Source organism: Bacillus sp. REN16, assembly GCF_020731355.1.
In the GTDB taxonomy this organism is placed as follows: domain Bacteria; phylum Bacillota; class Bacilli; order Bacillales; family Bacillaceae_L; genus Ferdinandcohnia.
Map to the genome: position 1 here is coordinate 289,010 of NZ_JAJFZK010000006.1, position 20,260 is coordinate 309,269.

Annotated in this window: 19 protein-coding genes; 9 read left to right on the top strand and 10 right to left on the bottom strand. The window is 35.5% G+C overall.

What is annotated here, in order from left to right; genetic code table 11:
• Nucleotides 1-30: 30 nt before the first annotated feature.
• The 4 genes from LKW28_RS10420 (at nt 31) to LKW28_RS10435 (ending at nt 4,297) form a co-directional block, all read left to right on the top strand.
• Nucleotides 31-846, top strand: coding sequence for an alpha/beta hydrolase (locus LKW28_RS10420; RefSeq protein ID WP_229140296.1), 816 nt, complete (start codon nt 31-33; stop codon nt 844-846).
• Nucleotides 847-1,039: 193 nt separating this feature from the next.
• Entirely contained in the window at nt 1,040-2,326 is a 1,287-nt protein-coding gene (locus LKW28_RS10425; protein ID WP_229140297.1) for an SPFH domain-containing protein, read from the top strand.
• Nucleotides 2,327-2,360: 34 nt separating this feature from the next.
• On the top strand, nt 2,361-3,440 hold the full coding sequence (locus LKW28_RS10430; protein ID WP_229140298.1) for a hypothetical protein: 1,080 nt from the start codon (nt 2,361-2,363) through the stop codon (nt 3,438-3,440).
• Nucleotides 3,434-4,297: a TPM domain-containing protein gene (locus LKW28_RS10435; RefSeq protein WP_229140299.1), complete on the top strand. Its 864-nt coding sequence runs from the start codon at nt 3,434-3,436 to the stop codon at nt 4,295-4,297. The genes LKW28_RS10430 and LKW28_RS10435 overlap by 7 nt, the downstream gene beginning before the upstream one ends.
• A gap of 54 nt (nt 4,298-4,351) precedes the next feature.
• Here LKW28_RS10435 and LKW28_RS10440 read toward each other — a convergent pair whose 3' ends face one another.
• Entirely contained in the window at nt 4,352-5,518 is a 1,167-nt protein-coding gene (locus LKW28_RS10440) for a GGDEF domain-containing protein (protein WP_229140300.1), read from the bottom strand.
• A gap of 617 nt (nt 5,519-6,135) precedes the next feature.
• Between LKW28_RS10440 and LKW28_RS10445 the strand changes: the two genes are divergently transcribed.
• From LKW28_RS10445 to LKW28_RS10455, 3 genes are all read left to right on the top strand, one after another.
• Nucleotides 6,136-7,134: an LAGLIDADG family homing endonuclease gene (locus LKW28_RS10445; protein WP_229140301.1), complete on the top strand. Its 999-nt coding sequence runs from the start codon at nt 6,136-6,138 to the stop codon at nt 7,132-7,134.
• 372 nt (nt 7,135-7,506) lie between these two features.
• Nucleotides 7,507-7,851, top strand: coding sequence for a hypothetical protein (locus tag LKW28_RS10450; RefSeq protein WP_229140302.1), 345 nt, complete (start codon nt 7,507-7,509; stop codon nt 7,849-7,851).
• 440 nt (nt 7,852-8,291) lie between these two features.
• The gene (locus LKW28_RS10455; RefSeq protein ID WP_229140303.1) at nt 8,292-9,473 is read left to right on the top strand and encodes an alanyl-tRNA editing protein; all 1,182 of its coding nucleotides are present in this window, start codon (nt 8,292-8,294) and stop codon (nt 9,471-9,473) included.
• A gap of 33 nt (nt 9,474-9,506) precedes the next feature.
• On the opposite strand, the gene ytvI is transcribed toward LKW28_RS10455, so the two are convergent.
• The 4 genes from ytvI to LKW28_RS10475 form a co-directional block, all read right to left on the bottom strand.
• Nucleotides 9,507-10,562 (bottom strand): sporulation integral membrane protein YtvI, encoded by a 1,056-nt coding sequence (ytvI, locus tag LKW28_RS10460; protein ID WP_229140304.1) that lies wholly within the window; start codon nt 10,560-10,562, stop codon nt 9,507-9,509.
• Between the two features lie 304 nt (nt 10,563-10,866).
• Nucleotides 10,867-13,311, bottom strand: a complete 2,445-nt coding sequence (gene parC / locus LKW28_RS10465) for a DNA topoisomerase IV subunit A (RefSeq protein WP_229140305.1) — start codon at nt 13,309-13,311, stop codon at nt 10,867-10,869.
• A 7-nt stretch (nt 13,312-13,318) separates the two neighbouring features.
• On the bottom strand, nt 13,319-15,283 hold the full coding sequence (gene parE, locus LKW28_RS10470) for a DNA topoisomerase IV subunit B (RefSeq protein ID WP_229140306.1): 1,965 nt from the start codon (nt 15,281-15,283) through the stop codon (nt 13,319-13,321).
• Nucleotides 15,284-15,526: 243 nt separating this feature from the next.
• Nucleotides 15,527-15,940 carry a CoA-binding protein gene (locus LKW28_RS10475; protein WP_229140307.1) on the bottom strand — a complete coding sequence of 138 codons (414 nt, stop codon included), beginning with the start codon at nt 15,938-15,940 and terminating at the stop codon, nt 15,527-15,529.
• A 278-nt stretch (nt 15,941-16,218) separates the two neighbouring features.
• Between LKW28_RS10475 and plsY the strand changes: the two genes are divergently transcribed.
• Nucleotides 16,219-16,830 carry a glycerol-3-phosphate 1-O-acyltransferase PlsY gene (gene plsY / locus LKW28_RS10480; protein WP_229140308.1) on the top strand — a complete coding sequence of 204 codons (612 nt, stop codon included), beginning with the start codon at nt 16,219-16,221 and terminating at the stop codon, nt 16,828-16,830.
• Between the two features lie 122 nt (nt 16,831-16,952).
• Complete coding sequence (locus tag LKW28_RS10485) at nt 16,953-18,140, top strand: CapA family protein (RefSeq protein ID WP_229140309.1); 1,188 nt, start codon at nt 16,953-16,955, stop codon at nt 18,138-18,140.
• A 48-nt stretch (nt 18,141-18,188) separates the two neighbouring features.
• Here the strand turns inward: LKW28_RS10485 and LKW28_RS10490 are convergent, their stop codons facing one another.
• The 5 genes from LKW28_RS10490 to LKW28_RS10510 all read right to left on the bottom strand — a co-directional run bounded on the left by LKW28_RS10490 (nt 18,189) and on the right by LKW28_RS10510 (nt 20,182).
• A complete protein-coding gene (locus LKW28_RS10490; protein WP_229140310.1) occupies nt 18,189-18,614 on the bottom strand; it encodes an acyl-CoA thioesterase in 426 nt (141 codons plus the stop codon).
• 120 nt (nt 18,615-18,734) lie between these two features.
• Complete coding sequence (gene tlp / locus LKW28_RS10495; protein WP_229140311.1) at nt 18,735-18,968, bottom strand: small acid-soluble spore protein Tlp; 234 nt, start codon at nt 18,966-18,968, stop codon at nt 18,735-18,737.
• A gap of 160 nt (nt 18,969-19,128) precedes the next feature.
• Entirely contained in the window at nt 19,129-19,266 is a 138-nt protein-coding gene (locus tag LKW28_RS10500) for an acid-soluble spore protein N (RefSeq protein ID WP_229140312.1), read from the bottom strand.
• A gap of 99 nt (nt 19,267-19,365) precedes the next feature.
• Entirely contained in the window at nt 19,366-19,497 is a 132-nt protein-coding gene (locus LKW28_RS10505; protein ID WP_229140313.1) for an FbpB family small basic protein, read from the bottom strand.
• Nucleotides 19,498-19,657: 160 nt separating this feature from the next.
• Nucleotides 19,658-20,182 carry a redoxin domain-containing protein gene (locus LKW28_RS10510; protein ID WP_229140314.1) on the bottom strand — a complete coding sequence of 175 codons (525 nt, stop codon included), beginning with the start codon at nt 20,180-20,182 and terminating at the stop codon, nt 19,658-19,660.
• Nucleotides 20,183-20,260: the final 78 nt, after the last annotated feature.

Consider the following 20,260-nt stretch of genomic DNA (forward strand, 5'->3'; position numbering starts at 1 on the left):
AATAATACTTTCATAAAAGGTGTGAGAACAATGATTCATGAAAAATATGAGTTATTCCATAACAACGATAAAGCAGATTTCTTTACATATTTACTCGATAACTCACAAAGTATAGACCCAGACCGCAAAAGACCTATGATTGTCATCTGCCCAGGTGGAGGCTATGTACATACATCTGACCGTGAAGCAGAACCAGTTGCCATACAGATGCTTAGTCGAGGATACCACGCAAGTGTTTTAAGATATAGTGTGGAGCCATCTGTTTTCCCGGCATCCCTCTGCCAGTTAGCAAGTGCAATTGGCTTAATTCGCGAAAATGCCGAAACCTGGAATGTTGATCCCAACAAAGTCATTGTCATGGGCTTTTCAGCTGGCGGTCATTTAACAGCTAGTTTAGGAGTATTCTGGAATAAAGAATTTCTAGCAGAACAAATCACCTTTGCAAAAGAACAGATTAAACCAAATGGGCTAATTTTAAGCTATCCTGTTATTTCCTCTGGTCCTCATGCACATGAAGGCAGCTTTAAGGCGTTATTGGGAGAAAAGTTCGAAGACCAACAGAGCAGGGAATTTTTATCCTTAGAAAATCAGGTAACGAACGAAACCCCACCGACTTTTTTATGGCATACAGTTTCAGATATGGCAGTCCCGGTTGAAAACAGCATGCTATTTGCGCATAGCTTATTAAAACACAAAGTCCCGCTCGAAATGCATATTTATCCGGAAGGTGTCCATGGATTATCCCTTGGTACTGAAGAAACACAAGCAAAAGGTAAAGATAACCATATACAACCAGAGGTGGTAAATTGGATTGAAATGGCTGCAAGATGGGTCAAAGGTTTATAAAAACTGGGTGGATGTTTCCATCCAGTTTTCCTTTTTCCAATTAGTATTAAATGAAACCTTTCGCCTAGTAAAATCGTATAACAATACTAGCTAACGAAAACGAAAAGCACTTAAATCTGATATCATTAACGTATAATGAGTAATCTATTTCATATAGTTACAAGACTTAAGTTCTATGCAGGAGGGGTTATCAATGGGAATTATTAAAGCAGCAGTTGGTGCGGTAACAGGAAACTTAGCAGATCAGTGGCTTGAGGTCATTGAACCACAAGCGATGAGTGATACGACAGTCATGTCGGTTGGTGTAAAAGTTCGCGCAAAAGATCGCCGTAATCAAAACTTTAAAGGAACAGATTCTACAATCACAAATGGCTCCATCGTTCATGTATACCCAAATCAATTTATGATATTAGTTGATGGTGGAAAAATTATTGATTATACAGCTGAAGAGGGCTATTACCAAGTTGTAAACTCTTCTCAGCCATCCTTATTCAATGGGCAATTTGAAGAAGCTTTACACGAAACTTTTAATCGGTTTAAATTTGGTGGTGTTCCATCCACATCACAAAAAGTATATTTTATCAATCTTCAAGAAATCAAAGGAATAAAGTTTGGTACACGCAACCCGATTAATTACTTCGATAATTTTTATAATGCGGAATTATTTTTACGCGCCCATGGGACCTATTCAATTAAAATTGTGGACCCAATTAAATTTTACATGGAAGCCATACCACGAAATAAATCAAATGTCGACATCAATGAAATTAATAGCCAGTACTTATCTGAATATATGAATGCTATGCAAACGGCTATTAATAAAATGTCAGCAGATGGCATTCGGATTTCTCACGTAACTTCAAAAGGAATGGAACTTGCAAAATATATGTCTGAAGTCCTTGATGAAGATTGGACTCGGATGCGCGGTATGCAGGTTGAATCTGTCGGAATCAACAGTATTACGTACGATGAGGAGTCTCAAAAGCTTATAAATATGAGAAACCAAGGTGCAATGCTTCAAGACCCATCCGTTCGTGAAGGGTATGTACAGGGCGCCATTGCAAGGGGATTAGAGGCTGCCGGCTCCAATGAAGCGGGTTCGATGCAAGGATTTTTAGGCATGGGCATGGGGATGCAAGGTACGAGCGGTTTCATGGGTACTGCTTCCGAAACTAATCGTCAGCAAATGCAACAAAAAGCAGGGCAGCAAAAAAATCAACAACCAGTAAACGCAAACCAATGGAAATGTTCGTGCGGACACACAAACACGGGCAATTTCTGTTCAGAATGCGGATCGCCAAAACAGGAAGTAAAAAAAGACACTTGGAAGTGTGATTGTGGCCAAGAAAACAGCGGAAAGTTCTGTTCGAACTGCGGCAATAAAAAGCCTGAAGAATTGACATGTCAAAATTGCGGGTTTAAACCGACTAATCAAAGCGCAAAATTCTGCCCAGAATGCGGATCGCGATTTGAGCATTAATCAACCATAAACAAAAGATAAGAGGTGATAGTGGTTGGGAGTTGTCGTATATAAATGTATAAACTGCGGGGGACCATTAGCCTTTAAGGCAGATACTCAAAATTGGACCTGTGACTATTGTTTAAGTGAATTTACTGAGGATGATGTGAAAAATTTTATCAATAATGAAAAAGCAGATGAAGAAGCAGAAACAAGTGCAGAATCCATACATCAAGCAAAAGAATTAGATCAAGAATTCAATGAGAAAGCAACAGGCTATACGTGCAGCAGCTGTGGAGCGGAAATCGTAACCGATGATACCACCGCTGCAACCTTTTGTTATTATTGCCATAATCCAACGATTATCCCAAGGCAATTGGAGGGAGAATACCGCCCTGAAAAAGTGATTCCTTTTAAAATTGAACGCAAAAAAGCGGAAGAATTATTTATTAAATGGTGTAAAGGGAAGCCACTGCTTCCAAAGTTCTTTACTTCAAATTCACAGCTAGAAAAATTATCAGGGATCTATGTTCCATTTTGGTTGTTTGACAGTAACACATTTGGAAAAATCGAAGGGGAAGCAAGAAGAGTCAGAACCTATACAAGAGGGGATACAAGGTATACCGAAACAAAATATTATAAGGTGATGCGTGAAGGCAACGCAAAATTCCGCGACGTGCCTGCTGACGGTTCAAAGAAAATGGATGACAAGCTTATGACCATCCTAGAACCTTATGATTATAAGGATTTAACCGATTTTTCAATGTCCTATTTATCTGGTTTTTTTGCCGAAAAATATGATATGACTCAAAACGACGTCTACGGCAGGATCTCAAACCTCCTACGTGATAATCTAGGAACCCTGCTTGAAGGAACGGTTCACGGGTATAGCACGGTTTCCATTCATAATACAAATGTAAAACTAACAAAAGTTAAAGCAAAATATGTGTTATTACCAGTTTGGATGTTTACGTATCAATTTAAAGGCAAGACATACGTATTTGCGATGAATGGCCAAACTGGTAAAATTGCTGGAGACTTGCCAATTAGTATCGGAAGAGCCAGCAAGTGGTTCGGCATGATTTCAGCCAGTATTTTTGCAGTATTATCGTTAGGAGGGCTATTTATATGGTAAAGAAAAAGGCTCTCTTGATACCATTTTTCCTCCTATTATTTTTGGCTTTTGCGATTACAGCATTTGCAAACACCGAACTTGTTTTTGATCAGGCCCATTTATTTTCAGATACTGAAAAGGCAGAATTACAAGAGCAGGCTAGCAGCTTAACGGAACAATTCCAAATGGACATCCGGATTGTCACCACCAATGACAGTGAGGGAAAATCAGCAAGACAATATGCAAGTGATTTTTATGACAGTCACGGATTCGGATACGGAGGGACAGAGGACGGTATCCTTTACCTAATCGATATGGATAACCGTGAAGTGTATATCTTTACAAGAGACAGGATCGTTGATTACTTCCCTGATGTAACCGTGGAGGAAGTTTTAGATCATGTCTATCCATACCTAACCGAGGAAGCATTTGGTGAAAGCGCGAAGGCCTTTTTGTCAGATCTAGAGGCAATAATGAATGAAGGGATTCCCGAAGGTTCATCCTCTTCTGGAGGTTATGATCAATCAGACAGTTCGTCTTCATCAGGAGGTTACGCACAATCTGATAGTCCATATTCATCAAGTAGCTCTCAAGGAGATTTGGTAAAAGAGCTATTAACCTATCTGGCGATTGCAATCGGGATTGGCGTAATCTCAGTCGGAATAATGGCGATGTATAATAAAGGTCGATCCACAACAACAGCCCATACTTATTTAGACTCAAATTCGTTCGCAGTTACAAATAAAATGGACCTGCATTACAATACAAGAGTTACACAGCAAAAAATTCAACAAAATAACAATAATGGCGGAGGATCCTCTTTTTCCGGCGGAGGCGGCGGTGGTGGCCGTTCTGGCGGTGGGGGAAGAGGGTTTTAGGAAAGCATGAGGAGTTGATAAGACCCTCATGCTTTTTTTATAATTAAAAAATGGCTATTTAACATTAAATAAATATTTCTCTTTATACATTTCCTTATCCGCATTTTCTAAAATATCATCAAAAGACATTTCCATACCCGACTTAAAATAAAACAAGCCATGACTTGCCGAAAAAGGATACTGCTTATCCGTTGTATGGCTTAATTGTTCTAATAAGGTTAGAATTCTTTCCCATGTTTTCTCCACATGCAATGGTGTCTTTGAAAAAAAGATGACTATGAATTCATCTCCTCCATATCGAAAAAGAACATCTTCCTCATTTACTACATTTCTAATGACATTACATATGGTTTGAATTAAATAATCCCCCTCTGGGTGACCAAATTTGTCGTTCACTACTTTCAAATTATTAATATCAATAAAACATAATGTGAACTCTATTTGCTCAAGATTTGCCCTTAATAACGCATCTTGTAAAACTTCAATCCCATATCTTCGATTGTATACTCCTGTAAGTGGGTCTAAAGAAGCTTTTATTTTTAACTCATTTTGTATTCTTTTTAGTTCGGTGATACTTTCATTTAATTTCAATTTATTAATATGATCCTCTTTTTTATAAACAAAAAGAGTGAAAGATATTAAACATGAGATTAAAACAGTAGCAGTTGTATTTATTTGTTTTGATACTAGACTAAAAGCATTTTGACTAAAACTTGTAAGTAACATAAGGAAAACGATGTGATTTGAAAAAACGATGGTCAGAAAATGATTTGGACGTATCGGAAACAAAACGGCCACACTAATTAAGATAATAATATAAGCATCAATATTACCAGTAAGGCGTTGACTATTAAGGGATGCAGCAGCACCCATAAGAACGTACAAAGTAATATATGAGTTAATGATAAAAGTAGACCACTTTGAATATATGAAACGTTGATTATCTCTAAATTTTGGATAGATACATAGAAAACAAATGGACAGCAGAAAACCAAACAAATGAATACCGGCAAGAGTATATGTAAATGTAGGATCAGTTATGCCATTAAATAATATGAAGTCACAATACAAATAATATCCATATATAAGTACAAGACCGATAGATACTAGTTTTAACCGACTAAACACTAAAATTTTGTTTCCTATGAAGAAATCCTTTAGATCAAGATCGTTTGCAAAGACCTTATCATAATATTGCAAGTATAAATTTTTTATTTTCATCTTGGGTACTCCTGGTCGTACATTAATTTTCTAATTCAATATGGATGTAATGTAATTATACCTAGTGACTTTTGAAAAATAAATATATGATATAGCAATGCCTAAAAATAATTTATTAATTTCATTAAAATTCTGCTGAAAAGCCGATGTTATTTCAAAATAACACCTATATTGGAGGAGAATAATTTATTTCCCGACTGCTTGTCGAAAGGGGAGTATTGAATTATGTAATGGAGCAAAAAATATTTGCACGCTATATGTAATGTTCTAGATTAGCAGGAAGACTGCAAAAATATTTTTCTTGTTTTTCATAAACGCAAAGATATTTGCGTATTTAATAAATTTTGAATTAATCAGCTTAAAGTTTTTCAGCCAATAAACCTATTTGCCTGAGGTATTAATTCATTTGCTTTATAAGTCAAGGGGTTAGTAAGCCACCAGGTACTAAGGAGGAACTTATTTCAAAAAACCATTGATTTCTTTTGCTGGGCAGCGTTTTTAAATTTGCTTTTTTCCCTTGAAAAAAGTTCATAATATTAAAGTTGATTTCCAGAATGTATGTTCTTATAATAAGATTAAGAACAAATGTTCCGTATCTTTTGTGAAGGGATGATATGATGAGTGAAATTAATAGAAGGGTAAAAAGAAAAAGAACTTTAGAATTTGATGAAATAATTAAACTTTATAAGGATGGAAACGAAATCACTGAGATTGCAAAGCTTGCTAATGTAGGTCCTAGATACATAAGAAAAGTATTAGCAGAACATATTGTGGAATTGAGACCATTTGGAAGTTGGAGACGACAGTACACTCTTAATGAACCTTATTTTAAGGAATGGTCAAATAATATGGCTTATATTTTAGGCTTTATTCTTGCAGACGGGTGCATTTCTGGTGCAACGCAGACCGTTACTATTGCACAAAAAGAACCAGAGATATTAGAAAAGATTAAGATTGAACTAGGATCAAATTATCCTTTACAACAAAATAAGAAAACAGGTGTTTATCTACTAAATCTAAACAGCAAAATTTTAAAGGAAGACTTGATAAATATCCATGGGATATCACAAAACAAATCTCTTTCCGTACTTTTTCCGCATGTTCCCAATGAATACCTTCATCACTTTGTTAGGGGCTATTTTGATGGAGATGGGAATATTTATTCCAGAGGATACCTTGTAAGTTTTGTGGGTGGGTCTCTTGATTTTATGGAGGGATTAAAAAAGGTTTTAGATAATAAGGGTTTTGAACCCCGAATTATTAGTAAAGGTAAATTCTTTCGATTATATATTAGTGGTAGAAAAACCATTAAGGAATTTTACAATTGGATATATAAGGAAAGTGAAATATATTTAAATAGAAAATATGAAAGCTTTCCGGACAAAGATATAAGTGCTACCGAATTAGAAAACTCAAAATTAAAGTACACAAAGGCAGCCGTGAGAAATAGAAAATCACAATTTATTGAAATCTATTCCTTAAATTTCTCCATTGAATTAACTTGTGAAGAAGTAGGAATAAGTAAAGCCACGTATCAACAATGGCTAAAAAAAGATGATGAGTTTCAATTGGCAATTGTGCAGACCCAAAAGGAAAGTGAAAATAGCATTTTATAACTTTCTGCTTGTTTATTCGAATTCATTTTTCCGGTACACTTGAAACCGTTCAACTAGTACAAGGTATTCCACCAATATGATTAACCTAAAAATCGCCTAATACGGCGATTTTTTTGTTTTATATTTAATTTAATAAAGAGTGAAGAAGGGTAAAAGAATTTCGAATTTATTTCTCATATATTTACTAGTAGACATAATATCTATTCTCGGAAGCTAGTTAAAATCAACTAAAAAACAGCAAATTCATGCTATAATTAACTTAATTACCATTTTCAATGCATTTTTTATAATTTTCCACTTATACATATTCCAATTTTGCTATGTAACTTGTAGTTCGCGTAATTTAATATTAACCTAGGAGTTGATCTACATATGCCTTACGAAAGCAAAATTAGACCGCATAATGCGGATCGTGTAACCAAAAATACAACCATTAGCCGATGTTTGCTTCAGCAAATTAAAGAAATTGCAAATCAACAACACGTTCCATTTAATCAATTACTTACTGAAGGAATTGATTATGTATTAACAACTTATAAGAAACCTAAAGAATTTGCTGCTCCAATTAAACCTAAGGATCGAATTCAAATGGCCACAACATTTAGTAATACCCAATATGAATTACTAAAAGATCGTGCTCGTAGACTTCATACACATGCAAACACGTTAATCGAAATAGGTATGGATTATATCATAAAAAAATATCACGAAGTTTGATATCAATCCTCCTTCGTATTTTCACAATTTAGTTTACATAATATAATTATGATAAACTATAATCTTTTTCTTTTTATCATTCTTAATTCAACTTCCGACGACTTGATTCTAACAGGACTCTGATCATTTTAGGTGACAACATGCTCCTGTTCCTTCCTCTTTTCTACCTTTCATCAAGTAGTTATAACTAGCCTTAAGCCTCTTCTACAATTACAGTTTGTGTCTTCAATTGTTACGTATTGCGTAAATACATAATGCATCTTCTTCTACAATCTCTCCAGCAGTTAATCCGTTTTTTTTCTCGCAATTTTTGTCCCCTTTTCTTAGGTCAAATCCCTCTTCCTCCCTTCTTTTTATTATAAGTACCATTTAATTAATTGAATCTTTGTCACTTTTCTAGTATGTTTTTAATATCTGAAATCGAAAGGATCGAGTACGTGATGTCAAATAGGCTATATTATGAAAATCCTTATTTAACAAAGTGGACAACTACAATTACCAATATCATTACAAAGGATGACTATGTCCTTGTTACGCTAGCGGAAACAGCATTTTATCCTGAAGGCGGTGGGCAGCCATCTGATACAGGATTAATTGATCATATTCCCGTTATGGATGTCTTTCAGGAGTTTGGCGAAGTATATCATAAACTCCCCCATTCCCCAGAAAATCGTGAAGTAGAATGCGTGATTAATTGGGAGTTGCGATATGACCATATGCAACAGCATACGGGACAGCATTTGCTGTCAGCAATTTGTATCGACGAATATGATGCACATACAACTAGCTTCCATTTAGGAAAAGACACCGTTTCAATTGATTTAAGTGTTCCGGAATTTAGTGATGATCAACTTTTACATATTGAAAACCAGGTGAATAAAGCAATCTATGAAAACCGTGAAATTAACACCTATTTTGTCCCGAAGGAAAAAGCAAGCACCTTACCTCTTCGGAAAACCCCCGATGTTGAAGGAAATGAAATGCGGATTGTTGAAATAGAGGGAATTGATACGTCTGCATGTGCAGGTACACATGTAAAAAGAACCGGCGAATTGGGATTAATGAAGCTTTTAAAAACGGAAAAAAGCAAAGGCAATACACGTGTTTATTTTATTTTTGGAGGCCGTGCCCTTAAGGATTACCAAGAAACACATTCAATTTTAACTAGCTTAACTAACCAGTATAGTACGAATCGCGGTGGTCTCATTGAAAAAATCACCAAAATTGAAAATGAAAATAAACAATATCAAAGAGACATTGAGGAGTTAAACGGGAGAATCTCTCAATTGCTCGCGAAGGAACTGATTCAAACCCATCAGGAACGAGTGATTACAGAGGAATTTGAGGATAAATCTCTAAAAGAACTTCAAGGAATTGCGAAACAAATTAATGAATTATCTAATCAATGTGTTATTTTTACAACAACACTCGAAAATAAGCTGCTTATTTCGCATAACGGCTCAGTTCCGGTTCAATGTGGTCAATTATTCAAACAAGAATTAAAAAACTATCATGGTAAAGGCGGTGGCAACAATACTACTGCCCAAGCTGCTTTCGATAACATAAATGACCTTGACGCCTTTAAAAGCATGTTACAATCCAAAATAAAGGAATTGGTATAAGCGAAAAAGCTACCCATAAAGGTAGCTTTTTTCTTATATTTTTTCAGATTTAAATCCGAAATTGATCACACCAGCTTTTGTAAGCGAATCGTAAAGGATCACTAGAAGTGGTCCAAGCAATAAACCAACTATCCCAATTATTTTAAATCCTAAATACATACTAATTAGTGCTGCTAAAGCACTAATACCAAAGCTTTGTGAATAAATCTTGGGTTCGATGATTTTTCGAATCACAGTGATTAGTACAAATAAAATCAACAATCCGATTCCAAGTTTTGTGTTCCCATTAATTAAGACAAAAACGGCCCAAGGAACAATGAAGGATCCAGTCCCCAGTATTGGAAGTAAATCGACAACTACAATGAGAAGAGAAATAATTAGGAGATATTTAACGTCCAAAATCCACAGACCAATATATGTAATAATAAAGGTTACACCACTTAACACTAGTTGTGCTTTTAAAAATCCGACAAATATCCTTTTCAATTGGGTGGTTACAATCTTAATCTTTTCAATTGAACTCTCTTGGAGCATATCTTTTAACTTATTTTTAATTGTAGGAAGATCATTCATGATTAGAAAAGCTGCAACTAAATACACAATTAATTCTAATAATAGTTGTGGAAGACTTGAAACAAAACTAAAAGTTCCCTCAGTAATATTCCTAGCAACAACTATCAATAAATCTTGGAAGGAATACAGCGTATTCATGATTGAATCCAAGACTTCCTTTGGTAGGTCCTCAAAATAGGTTTCAAATTTTTCAAAGTTTGCAATAATCTGGTCTGTATCAATACTTGAGACATAAAACGGAATATTTTTTACAATCGTAATCAATTGATTAATAATAACATTAATTAATAAGTAACCCAAAAACAATATGAATACCATGAAAACGACAAACGTTAATGTAACGGAATAGATTCGTTTGAATCGGTATTTTGTTATTAGTAAATTAACAACTGGCTCTAATAACAGAGCAGTTAGAAAGGCTAAAATTAGTGAAATTGACATTGGTAATAAATAAATCAAAACAATTAAACCGATGACAAGAAGAATATTTCTTTTATTAATATATTTTTTAACCATTTTCGCAATATTACCTACTCTCTACTAAATCAAATGCGCCTTGGCGTATTTGCGCCCGATTTTTTTCGAGCAAGCCCGAAAAATTTCCTTTGAAAAATCGTGGCATCCGCCGGAGGCTTTAACTTTATTCAGTCGGGTACAAACCCATACTGAATAAAGTTAAAGCCGAAATCCTTTATAAAATTATTGTACAGTAAAGCAGTGATATTTAAAATATAAATATTTTTCGAAATTAAGACATTTGGTTTGACAATTTTTCATTATCAAAAAACAGCTACCCTTAAGTAGCTGTTTTATCTTATCATTATTTTGTTTCGTTATTCTTTTCTTCATGAGTGACAATCCATGTATCGATTACTACACCCGCTTCATCTGTATCTACTGCAAACGAACCATTGCTATAGCGATCATTTGGACGTAATGAATTTGCTTCGACGGATTCAACTTTTCCATTTTGTGTTTTAAGGAAAATTTCATCAAGATTTGTCACAAAATGAGCTCCTGCAATGCGATGTGGGTGATTCTTTAACTCACGCAGCATGACTAATCCACGTTTTGCTCGGGTTGCTTTTTCAAATTCCGAGATTTTCATTTTCTTGACAGCGCCACGTTGTGTAACAATGCTTAATTCAGCTGGTGTAGATGGTGGTACAACGTATCCGGCGATAACATAATCATCGTCTTTTAGATTAATTCCTTTAACTCCTGCTGCTCGTTGCCCAACAACATTTACTTCTTCTTCCCCAAACCATAGTCCATACCCTAGTTGTGTAATTAAGAAGACATCCATATTTCCATTTGTAATGTGAACATTTACGACTTCATCATCATTTTTCAGGTTAACTGCAACAAGTGGTTTTGAATATCGTTGCGCTTTATATAATGAAAGCTCTGATTTTTTCACCATACCATTTTTCGTAATGAAAAGAAGATATTCCGGCAGTTCAAAGTTTGTGACAGGGAATGCCTCAATAATAGACTCATCGCGGTCAATACTTATAATATTGGCAACATGCTGGCCAAGGTCCTTCCACCTTATATCAGGAAGCTCGTGTACAGGAATATATAAGTAGTTCCCTTTGTTTGTAAAAAGTAATAATGTGTCCGTTGTATTGATATCAAATTGACGTAACAATCGATCCGTATCCTTCATGCCAAAATCAAGGCCGTTTGATGCTGCGTAGGATCTGGGGCTTGTCCGTTTTACATAACCGTCCTGGGTCACAGTTACAATTACATCCTCAGATGGAATCATTACTTCAAGGTTAATTTTAATTTCTTCAATTTTTTCTTCAATTTTTGAACGACGATTATCTGCATATGTTTTTTTAACACGTTTAAGGTCGGTTTTAATCACTTGCAAAAGCCTTCGTTCATTTTGAAGAATCTCAACTAATTCACTAATTTTATTGTTTAATTCATCAAATTCCTGTTGTAGTGCTGTGATGTCTGTATTTGTTAAACGATATAGCTGCAAGGAAACAATTGCTTCTGACTGAGGTTCCGTAAATTCGAATTTATTGATTAAGTTATTTTTCGCATCCTTCTTATCTTTTGAAGCACGAATTGTTGCAATTACTTCATCTAAGATTGATAAAGCCTTAATCAGACCCTCTACAACATGCTGGCGTTCGCGTGCTTTTTCCAATTCATAATGAGAACGGTTTGTAATAACCTCTTTTTGATGGTTAATATACGCGTCTAACATTTTTGGTAAACTCATCAATACTGGTCGTCTGTCTAAAATGGCAACCATGTTAAAATTATAGGTTATTTGAAGATCCGTATTTTTATAGAGGTAGTTTAATACCCCTTGTGCATCCGCATCTTTTTTAAGTTCAATAACGATTCTTAAGCCTGTCCGGTCTGTTTCATCACGTACTTCATTTATCCCTTCCACTTTGCGGTCTAAGCGAATTTCGTCAATCTTTTTAACCATATTGGCTTTATTCACTTCATATGGAATTTCAGTTACAACAATTTGCTGTTTTCCACCACGAAGATCCTCAATGTCCGCCTTACTACGTACAATGATTTTTCCTTTTCCTGTTTCATAGGCTTTTTTGATCCCGTCAATCCCTTGGATGATACCGCCTGTTGGAAAATCAGGACCCTTGATGACCTGCATAAGGTCATCAACTGTTGAATTTGGATGATCGATTCGTTTTATTACGCCATCAATGACCTCACCAAGATGATGCGGCGGAATATCCGTAGCATATCCTGCTGAGATTCCCGTTGAACCATTAACGAGTAAATTAGGAAAACTAGCCGGTAAGACTACTGGTTCTTTACTTGTATCATCAAAGTTTGGAATAAATTCAACTGTTCTTTTTTCGATATCACGTAAAAGCTCAGAAGCAAGAGTTGAAAGACGTGCTTCCGTATAACGCATCGCTGCTGGTGGGTCGCCATCATTACTACCGTTATTTCCATGCATTTCAACCAAGACATTTCGAACCTTCCAGTCTTGACTCAAACGAACCATTGCATCATAAACAGAGGTATCACCATGTGGATGGTAGTTACCAATTACATTCCCCACTGTTTTAGCTGATTTACGGAAACCTTTATCAGCAGTATTACCCTCCACATGCATCGCATACAGAATACGTCTTTGAACTGGTTTTAAACCATCCCTTGCATCCGGTAATGCACGGTCTTGAATTATATATTTACTATATCTCCCGAAACGATCACCGATAACGTCTTCAAGAGGCAAATCACGAAATTTCTCTGTTTGTACCATCCTTCAGTTACTCCCCTTCTACGACCGATAAATTTTCATTGTCCAAAATATTTGAATCATCATCAAGACCAAAGGCAACATTGGATTCAATCCACTTACGTCGCGGTTCTACTTTATCACCCATAAGTGTTGTAACTCTACGATCGGCTCTTGCTCCATCATCAATTCGGACTCGAATTAGCGTTCTCGTTTCAGGGTTCATCGTTGTGTCCCAAAGTTGATCAGCATTCATTTCCCCTAGACCTTTATAGCGTTGAATGATATACCCTTTTCCTACTTTGTTGATAGCACTATTTAATTCACTTTCATCCCAGGCATATTCGATGACTTCCTTCTTTCCAGTACCTTTACTAACCTTGTAAAGCGGTGGCAGGGCAATATAAACCTTACCTGCATCAATTAAAGGCTTCATATAGCGATAAAAGAAGGTTAAGAGCAATACCTGAATATGAGCTCCGTCAGTATCAGCATCCGTCATAATCACAACTTTATCATAATTGATGTCTTCAATAGTAAAGTCTGCTCCGACACCGCCACCGACTGTATGGATAATTGTATTGATTTCTTCATTCTTGAAAATATCAGCAAGCTTTGCTTTTTCCGTATTGATGACCTTACCTCTTAATGGAAGAACAGCTTGGAAACGACGGTCACGTCCTTGTTTAGCAGAACCTCCAGCTGAATCACCCTCAACTAAGTAAAGTTCATTTTTTTCGGGATTTCGTGATTGAGCAGGAGTTAGCTTACCACTTAATAATGCCTCGGATTTCTTTCTCTTTTTCCCGCTTCTCGCTTCTTCCCTTGCTTTTCTGGCGGCTTCTCTTGCTTGTGAAGCTTTAATGGCTTTCTTTACAAGAAGTGTACTTACATCTGGATTTTCTTCAAGGAAATAGGCTAGGTTTTCTGACACAACTGAATCAACGGCAGAACGTGCTTCACTTGTTCCAAGCTTACCTTTTGTTTGACCCTCAAATTGTAATAACTCTTCAGGAATACGAACAGATACAATCGCTGTTAATCCTTCACGAATATCAGAGCCATCAAGGTTTTTATCCTTTTCTTTTAATTGGCCAGTTTTTCGTGCATATTCATTAAAGGCACGGGTTAATGCTGTCTTTGATCCAACTTCATGGGTCCCTCCATCCTTTGTTCGAACGTTATTTACAAAGGATAAAATATTTTCTGAATACCCATCATTAAATTCAAACGCAAAATCGACTTCAATTCGGTTCTGAATACCCTCAAATGATACAACAGGATGTAAGACATCTTTTTCCTCGTTCAAATATTGTACAAATGCTTCGAGACCATTCTCATAATGATAAACCTCATTGGAATGATTTCGTTCATCGATAATTTCAATTTTTAATCCTTTTAATAAAAATGCTGATTCTCTTAAACGTTCACTTAGTATTTCAAAATTAAAAGTGGTTGTACTAAAAATGGTTGGATCTGGTTTGAAATGAATAGTTGTTCCTGTCTGGTTCGTTTTCCCGATGTTTTCAAGCGTGGTAGCAGGTTTTCCACCATTTTCAAAGCGCTGCTCATATACAAACCCATTACGTTTGATTGTAACAGTTAACCATTCAGATAAAGCATTCACAACAGAAGCTCCAACCCCATGAAGACCCCCACTTGCTTTATAGCCACCCTGTCCAAACTTTCCACCTGCATGTAGTACAGTAAAAATTACCTCTGGTGTTGGTTTACCCATTTTATGCATTCCGGTTGGCATTCCGCGTCCTTTATCTTGGACACTAATACTATTATCCTTATGAATTTTAACAATGATGTGATTTCCATAACCAGATAGAGCTTCATCCACTGAATTGTCTACAATTTCATAAACAAGGTGGTGAAGACCTTTACTATCAGTGCTCCCAATATACATGCCAGGTCTTTTTCTAACGGCTTCAAGGCCTTCTAGTACCTGAATTGCATCATCATTATAATCAAATTGTTGCTTCACCAAAAAACATACCCCTTTCATATACAAAACACTTGGGAGAATCCCCAAGTATACAGCTAACAAATAGCCTCTCTCTATATAAGTAGTATCACTATTATAAGCATTTCTTACTTAACAGAACAAACGTTTTGTTTTTTAATGCCCTAACCTTTATTTTATATCTTTATCTAGATTTCGCAAACCGTTTCTCGCGAAAAGGCGAAAATCCTTGTGTAAAAACAAGGATTTTGACTAAATTAAGATCTGTTATTTTGTCAGCGCATGCTCAACCTTAATACAGCGATCCATAACAACGGTATGTCCACGATCCTTTAAGAAGTTATATGCTTCTTCACTAACACAACCTAGCTGTGACCAAAACACATCTGCATCAATTTCATCATATTCGTTCGCAACATCCATTAAATACTCAGGGCGGCGAAAAACGTTAACAATATCAATATGCCCTTTTATATCTTTGAGTGACTTAACCGCTTTTACACCTAAAGTCTCCTCAATTGTTGGATTTACAGGAATAATTTCATATCCAGCATCTTGCATTGCCTTACTCACCATATTAGAGGTTCTTTCAGGATTATCAGATAATCCTACAACGGCGATCCTTTTACTTTTCTTTAAAATTTCACCGAGTTCAGCACGAGCTGGAATTTCTAATGCCATATTTGTATCCCCTTTATTAAATAGTAATCAAATGTTATCTTTCATAGTATTTCGGTCTCAATCCCAGTTATTCCTGCATCTATTTTGATTTTCAACACCATCGATTGTTTATTATACGGTATTCTGCTATTTTTTGTTGAAATTAATAAAAAAAATGATTATCAGGAAAAATTTCTAGTATAATGAAAATACTTAGACAAGCATGGTATTATCACAAAAGAATGGTACAATGTTGCAGGTAGAACTATCTTTATTATTTTATTAAAGGAGTTATGAATATGGCACTATATATTGTAATTATTCTCCTAGCTTATCTTCTTGGCTCGATTCCTTCTGGGTTAATCGTCGGGAAAGTTGGCTACGGTATTGATATTCGGGAGCATGGAAGCGGAAATTTAGGTGGGACAAACACTTTCCGTACGCTTGGGAAAAAAGCCGGACTAATTGTAACGACCGCTGATATTTTAAAAGGAACATTGGCAACCTTGCTTCCTTCTCTTTTATTGGGAGATTCCTTTCCAAATTATTTCCCATTGTTGGTTGGTATGGTGGCAGTTGTGGGTCATATGTTCCCAATTTTTGCAGGCTTTAAAGGTGGTAAAGCTGTTGCAACCTCTGGTGGGGTACTGTTAGGTTATAATCCAATTCTGTTTTTAACGACACTGTTATGCTTCTTTATTTTCTTAAAATTGACGAAAATGGTTTCACTCTCTTCTATGCTAGTTGCCATTTATTGTATTACTTTCAGTGTTGTATATAGTATTTTTATTAAAACAGATTATCCGCTGATCATCGTTGTAACGTTATTAGCAGCATTTGTATTTTATCGTCACCGCGCAAACATTGTCCGGATTAAAAATAAGACCGAACCAAAAATTAAATGGTTATAAGGCAAAGACGTGTGATCAATTGGTCACACGTCTTTTTTCGCCATTATTCGATAAATTTCTAACATTTTTTCATAGTTTTATATTATAGTAGAGGTATTATCTATTTTGGGGAGCAATGTCATATGAGAAGAAGTAGAAAGAAAAAAAGGTCATTTAATATCACTAAATATCTGATTAGTATAATTATTCTATTACTTGTTCCGTTAGTTGTTTATTTCACTTTAAATAATGTAAAAGCAAATACGAATACGGCAAGCTACACTGCTCGAAATCATGATTTTAAAAAGACTGAGCAAGAATTTAAGCCATTTACAACCTCGATGACACTTTCAGCAATTGGGGATATTTTAATCCATTCCATTGTTTATAATGATGCGAACACAGGCAACGGATATGATTTCAAACCAATGATTGCAAATGTAAAGGATTTACTTGAAAACGCGGACCTTACAATTGCAAATCAAGAAACAATTGTTGGCGGAACTGAAATTGGATTATCAACCTATCCTAGCTTTAATAGTCCTTTTGAGGTGGCTGACGCATTTAAAGATGCAGGTGTTGATATTGTTTCAATTGCGAATAACCATACGCTTGACCGGGGCGAAAAGGCCATTATAAGCGCAACAAATTATTTAAATAGCATTGATATAGAATACACAGGTGGATACCAGAGTCCTGAAGATAAAAGCAGAATTCGTATATTAAATCGAAATGGAATCAATATTGCATTCCTTTCCTACACATATGGGACGAATGGCATTCCTGTACCGAATGGAAAAGACTATCTTGTAAACTTAATTGATATGGAATTGATTAAAAAAGATATTAAAGCGGCAAAGGAAGCAGCGGATGTAGTATCGGTAAGCATGCACTGGGGTAATGAGTATCAATTGTTGCCGAATGATCATCAAAAACAACTAGCTCAGCAGTTGGCAGATGAGGGTGTTGACATCATTATTGGTCACCATCCTCACGTATTGCAGCCAATGGATTGGTTAACAGGTAAAGATGGAAATCAAACATTTGTTGTTTACTCACTTGGTAATTTTTTATCTGGACAGATGTGGGATTATAAGGACATTGGCGGGGTTTTACAGGTTGAAATCGTCAAAGAGGTAAAATCAAAGGATGAAACCATCATTCGTGTTCAAAATCCACAATTCACACCAACATTTGTATCTAACAGCCACAATAAAAATTTTAAAGTCGTACAACTAAAAGACGCTGGATCGTTTGGGTTAAACAATGCGACTAGTAAATATGAAGAAATGACTCAACATATGAATCAATGGTTAGATGCTGCACAATAACCAATAAGCATGTAGAACAAGGCACATCCTATGGATATGCCTTTATTTTTATTCCTGTTTCTTTTTTGCGTTTTCGTAAGCATTATGCCAGGCAGGGTAATGTTTTCTAATCGAGATCGGACGGAATGAATCTTTTTTCACACAAACATGTGATGAGGTCGCATTAACGGAAATCTCACCATTCGGTCTTTCAATTTGATAGCCATAAATGACACGAAGCCCATCGTAATGTTCAATCCAAGTTTTAACTAATGCTGTTTCTCCATATCTTAACGGTTTTTTGTAGGCAACCTGCAGATCAATTACAGGAGAAAGGATACCATCGCTCTCCATTTCCGCGTAGCTAAAACCCAAATCCTGAATCAGCTGGGTTCTACCAAGCTCCATCCATACTAAATAATTTGCATGGTAAACGACACCCATTTGGTCTGTTTCTGCATATCGTACTTCGACTTCTTTCTTTGAAATAAGCAATTTATACCTCTCCCTATACTATATTGTAGTGTTTTCTCTTATCATATAGTATCACATTAAAAAAGCCCTTAAAAATGAAATGAAAATGGAGTATGCCATAACCAGGCATACTCCTTGATGTTATTGATACCCATTTTCACGAGCTGATGCTTCGTCTTGAATTTCTTCCTTCATTGCCTCAATTGATTGTTGGCGACGTTCATTTTTTGCTTGAATTCGTTGTTGATCTTGTTCATTTGAGAACTGCATAGACTCTTTGGATTCCTCAATGTTCTCGATTGTGTTTTGAACCATGTCCTGCAGCTTTTCTACATTATCACTGCGATCATCAGGTTTTGGCTTATTGTGTGTCATGCTTATTCCTCCTATGTAATGTCCTACACCTCTATTTTGCTTCATAAAGTAATAATTTATTTCTAAAATAATGAGGATTCATATGTAAAAAAAGGATATTCATTTGTAAAAAAATAAAAGGACGTTATTAAAAACGTCCTTTTTTCCAGTGTATTTATGATTATTCACCTTTAGTTTGCATAACCTGAGCATGTTTTCCTGATTTATCCTGCATCTTTTTCCCTTTATTTCCACCAAATCCACGTGGTTGTGTACCAAGATGGTTAGGTTTGAATTGTTCATGGTCTTTTTGTGGCATTTTTTATCCTCCTCCTCCTTTTCATTATCACCTGTAACAGTGATTCTCATGTAAAAAGAAGAATGGAGATTGTATCCATATCAAAGATTGAAGGAAAATCTACTCAGCTTTTTCTAATCTTTTTTTCTCTAATCTCGCCTCGATACGCTCCATTGCTTCTTGGTCTTTTAACAACTGTTGCTTGTTTTCTTTAACCAAATCAGCAAATGATACCTTTCTAACTTTTCTCAATTTTCTCACCTTCCTCTATTTACTATTCTAATAGTAATAATCTCCAAAAACGGTGCTAATTATTACAAATTTTCGAAAATTTATTTAAAAAATTCAAAATGACTATATTTTGTTGAAAAATGACATAAAAAAAGAACCAAATTACCACTGGTTCTTTTTGTTACTTTAATTTATTGACTTTGCTTTCAAGCATATCTAAATCTTTTATTTGTCCTCTGGTATATTCACCAATTGTTCCGTCAGAATTAATGAAAAATGTTTCAGGTAATCCAAGTACCTTATAATCACTGCTTGCTTGGTTTTTCGGATCCATTAAGAGTGGGAAAGTGTAACCCTTGCCTTCAACAAATTTATATGCATTTTCTGCCTTTACTTCAGAAGCTGTCATGTTGACTGCAAGCACTTCAACATCTTCTCCCTTTTTCTCGTAAAACGTTTGAATAACAGGCATTTCTTCTCGACATGGCTTACACCACGATGCCCAGAAGTTCACAACAACCTTTTTCCCTTTTAGATCGGATAAACGAATCGTCTCGTTTTCATCATTTAATAATTGTACTTCAAAATCAGGTGCCATATTACCGATTTCAATACCGGTTACCCCTCTTTTTTGATCTTGAACAAAATCAAGAACAGCATATCCTACTAGCCCGATTAGAACGAGTGCAATAATAATTTTTTTCACGATTAAAATCCTCCGTAAAAGTTTCAACAAAATAAATATAATATACCTATTTTCATTATACCTATTTAACCATACAAA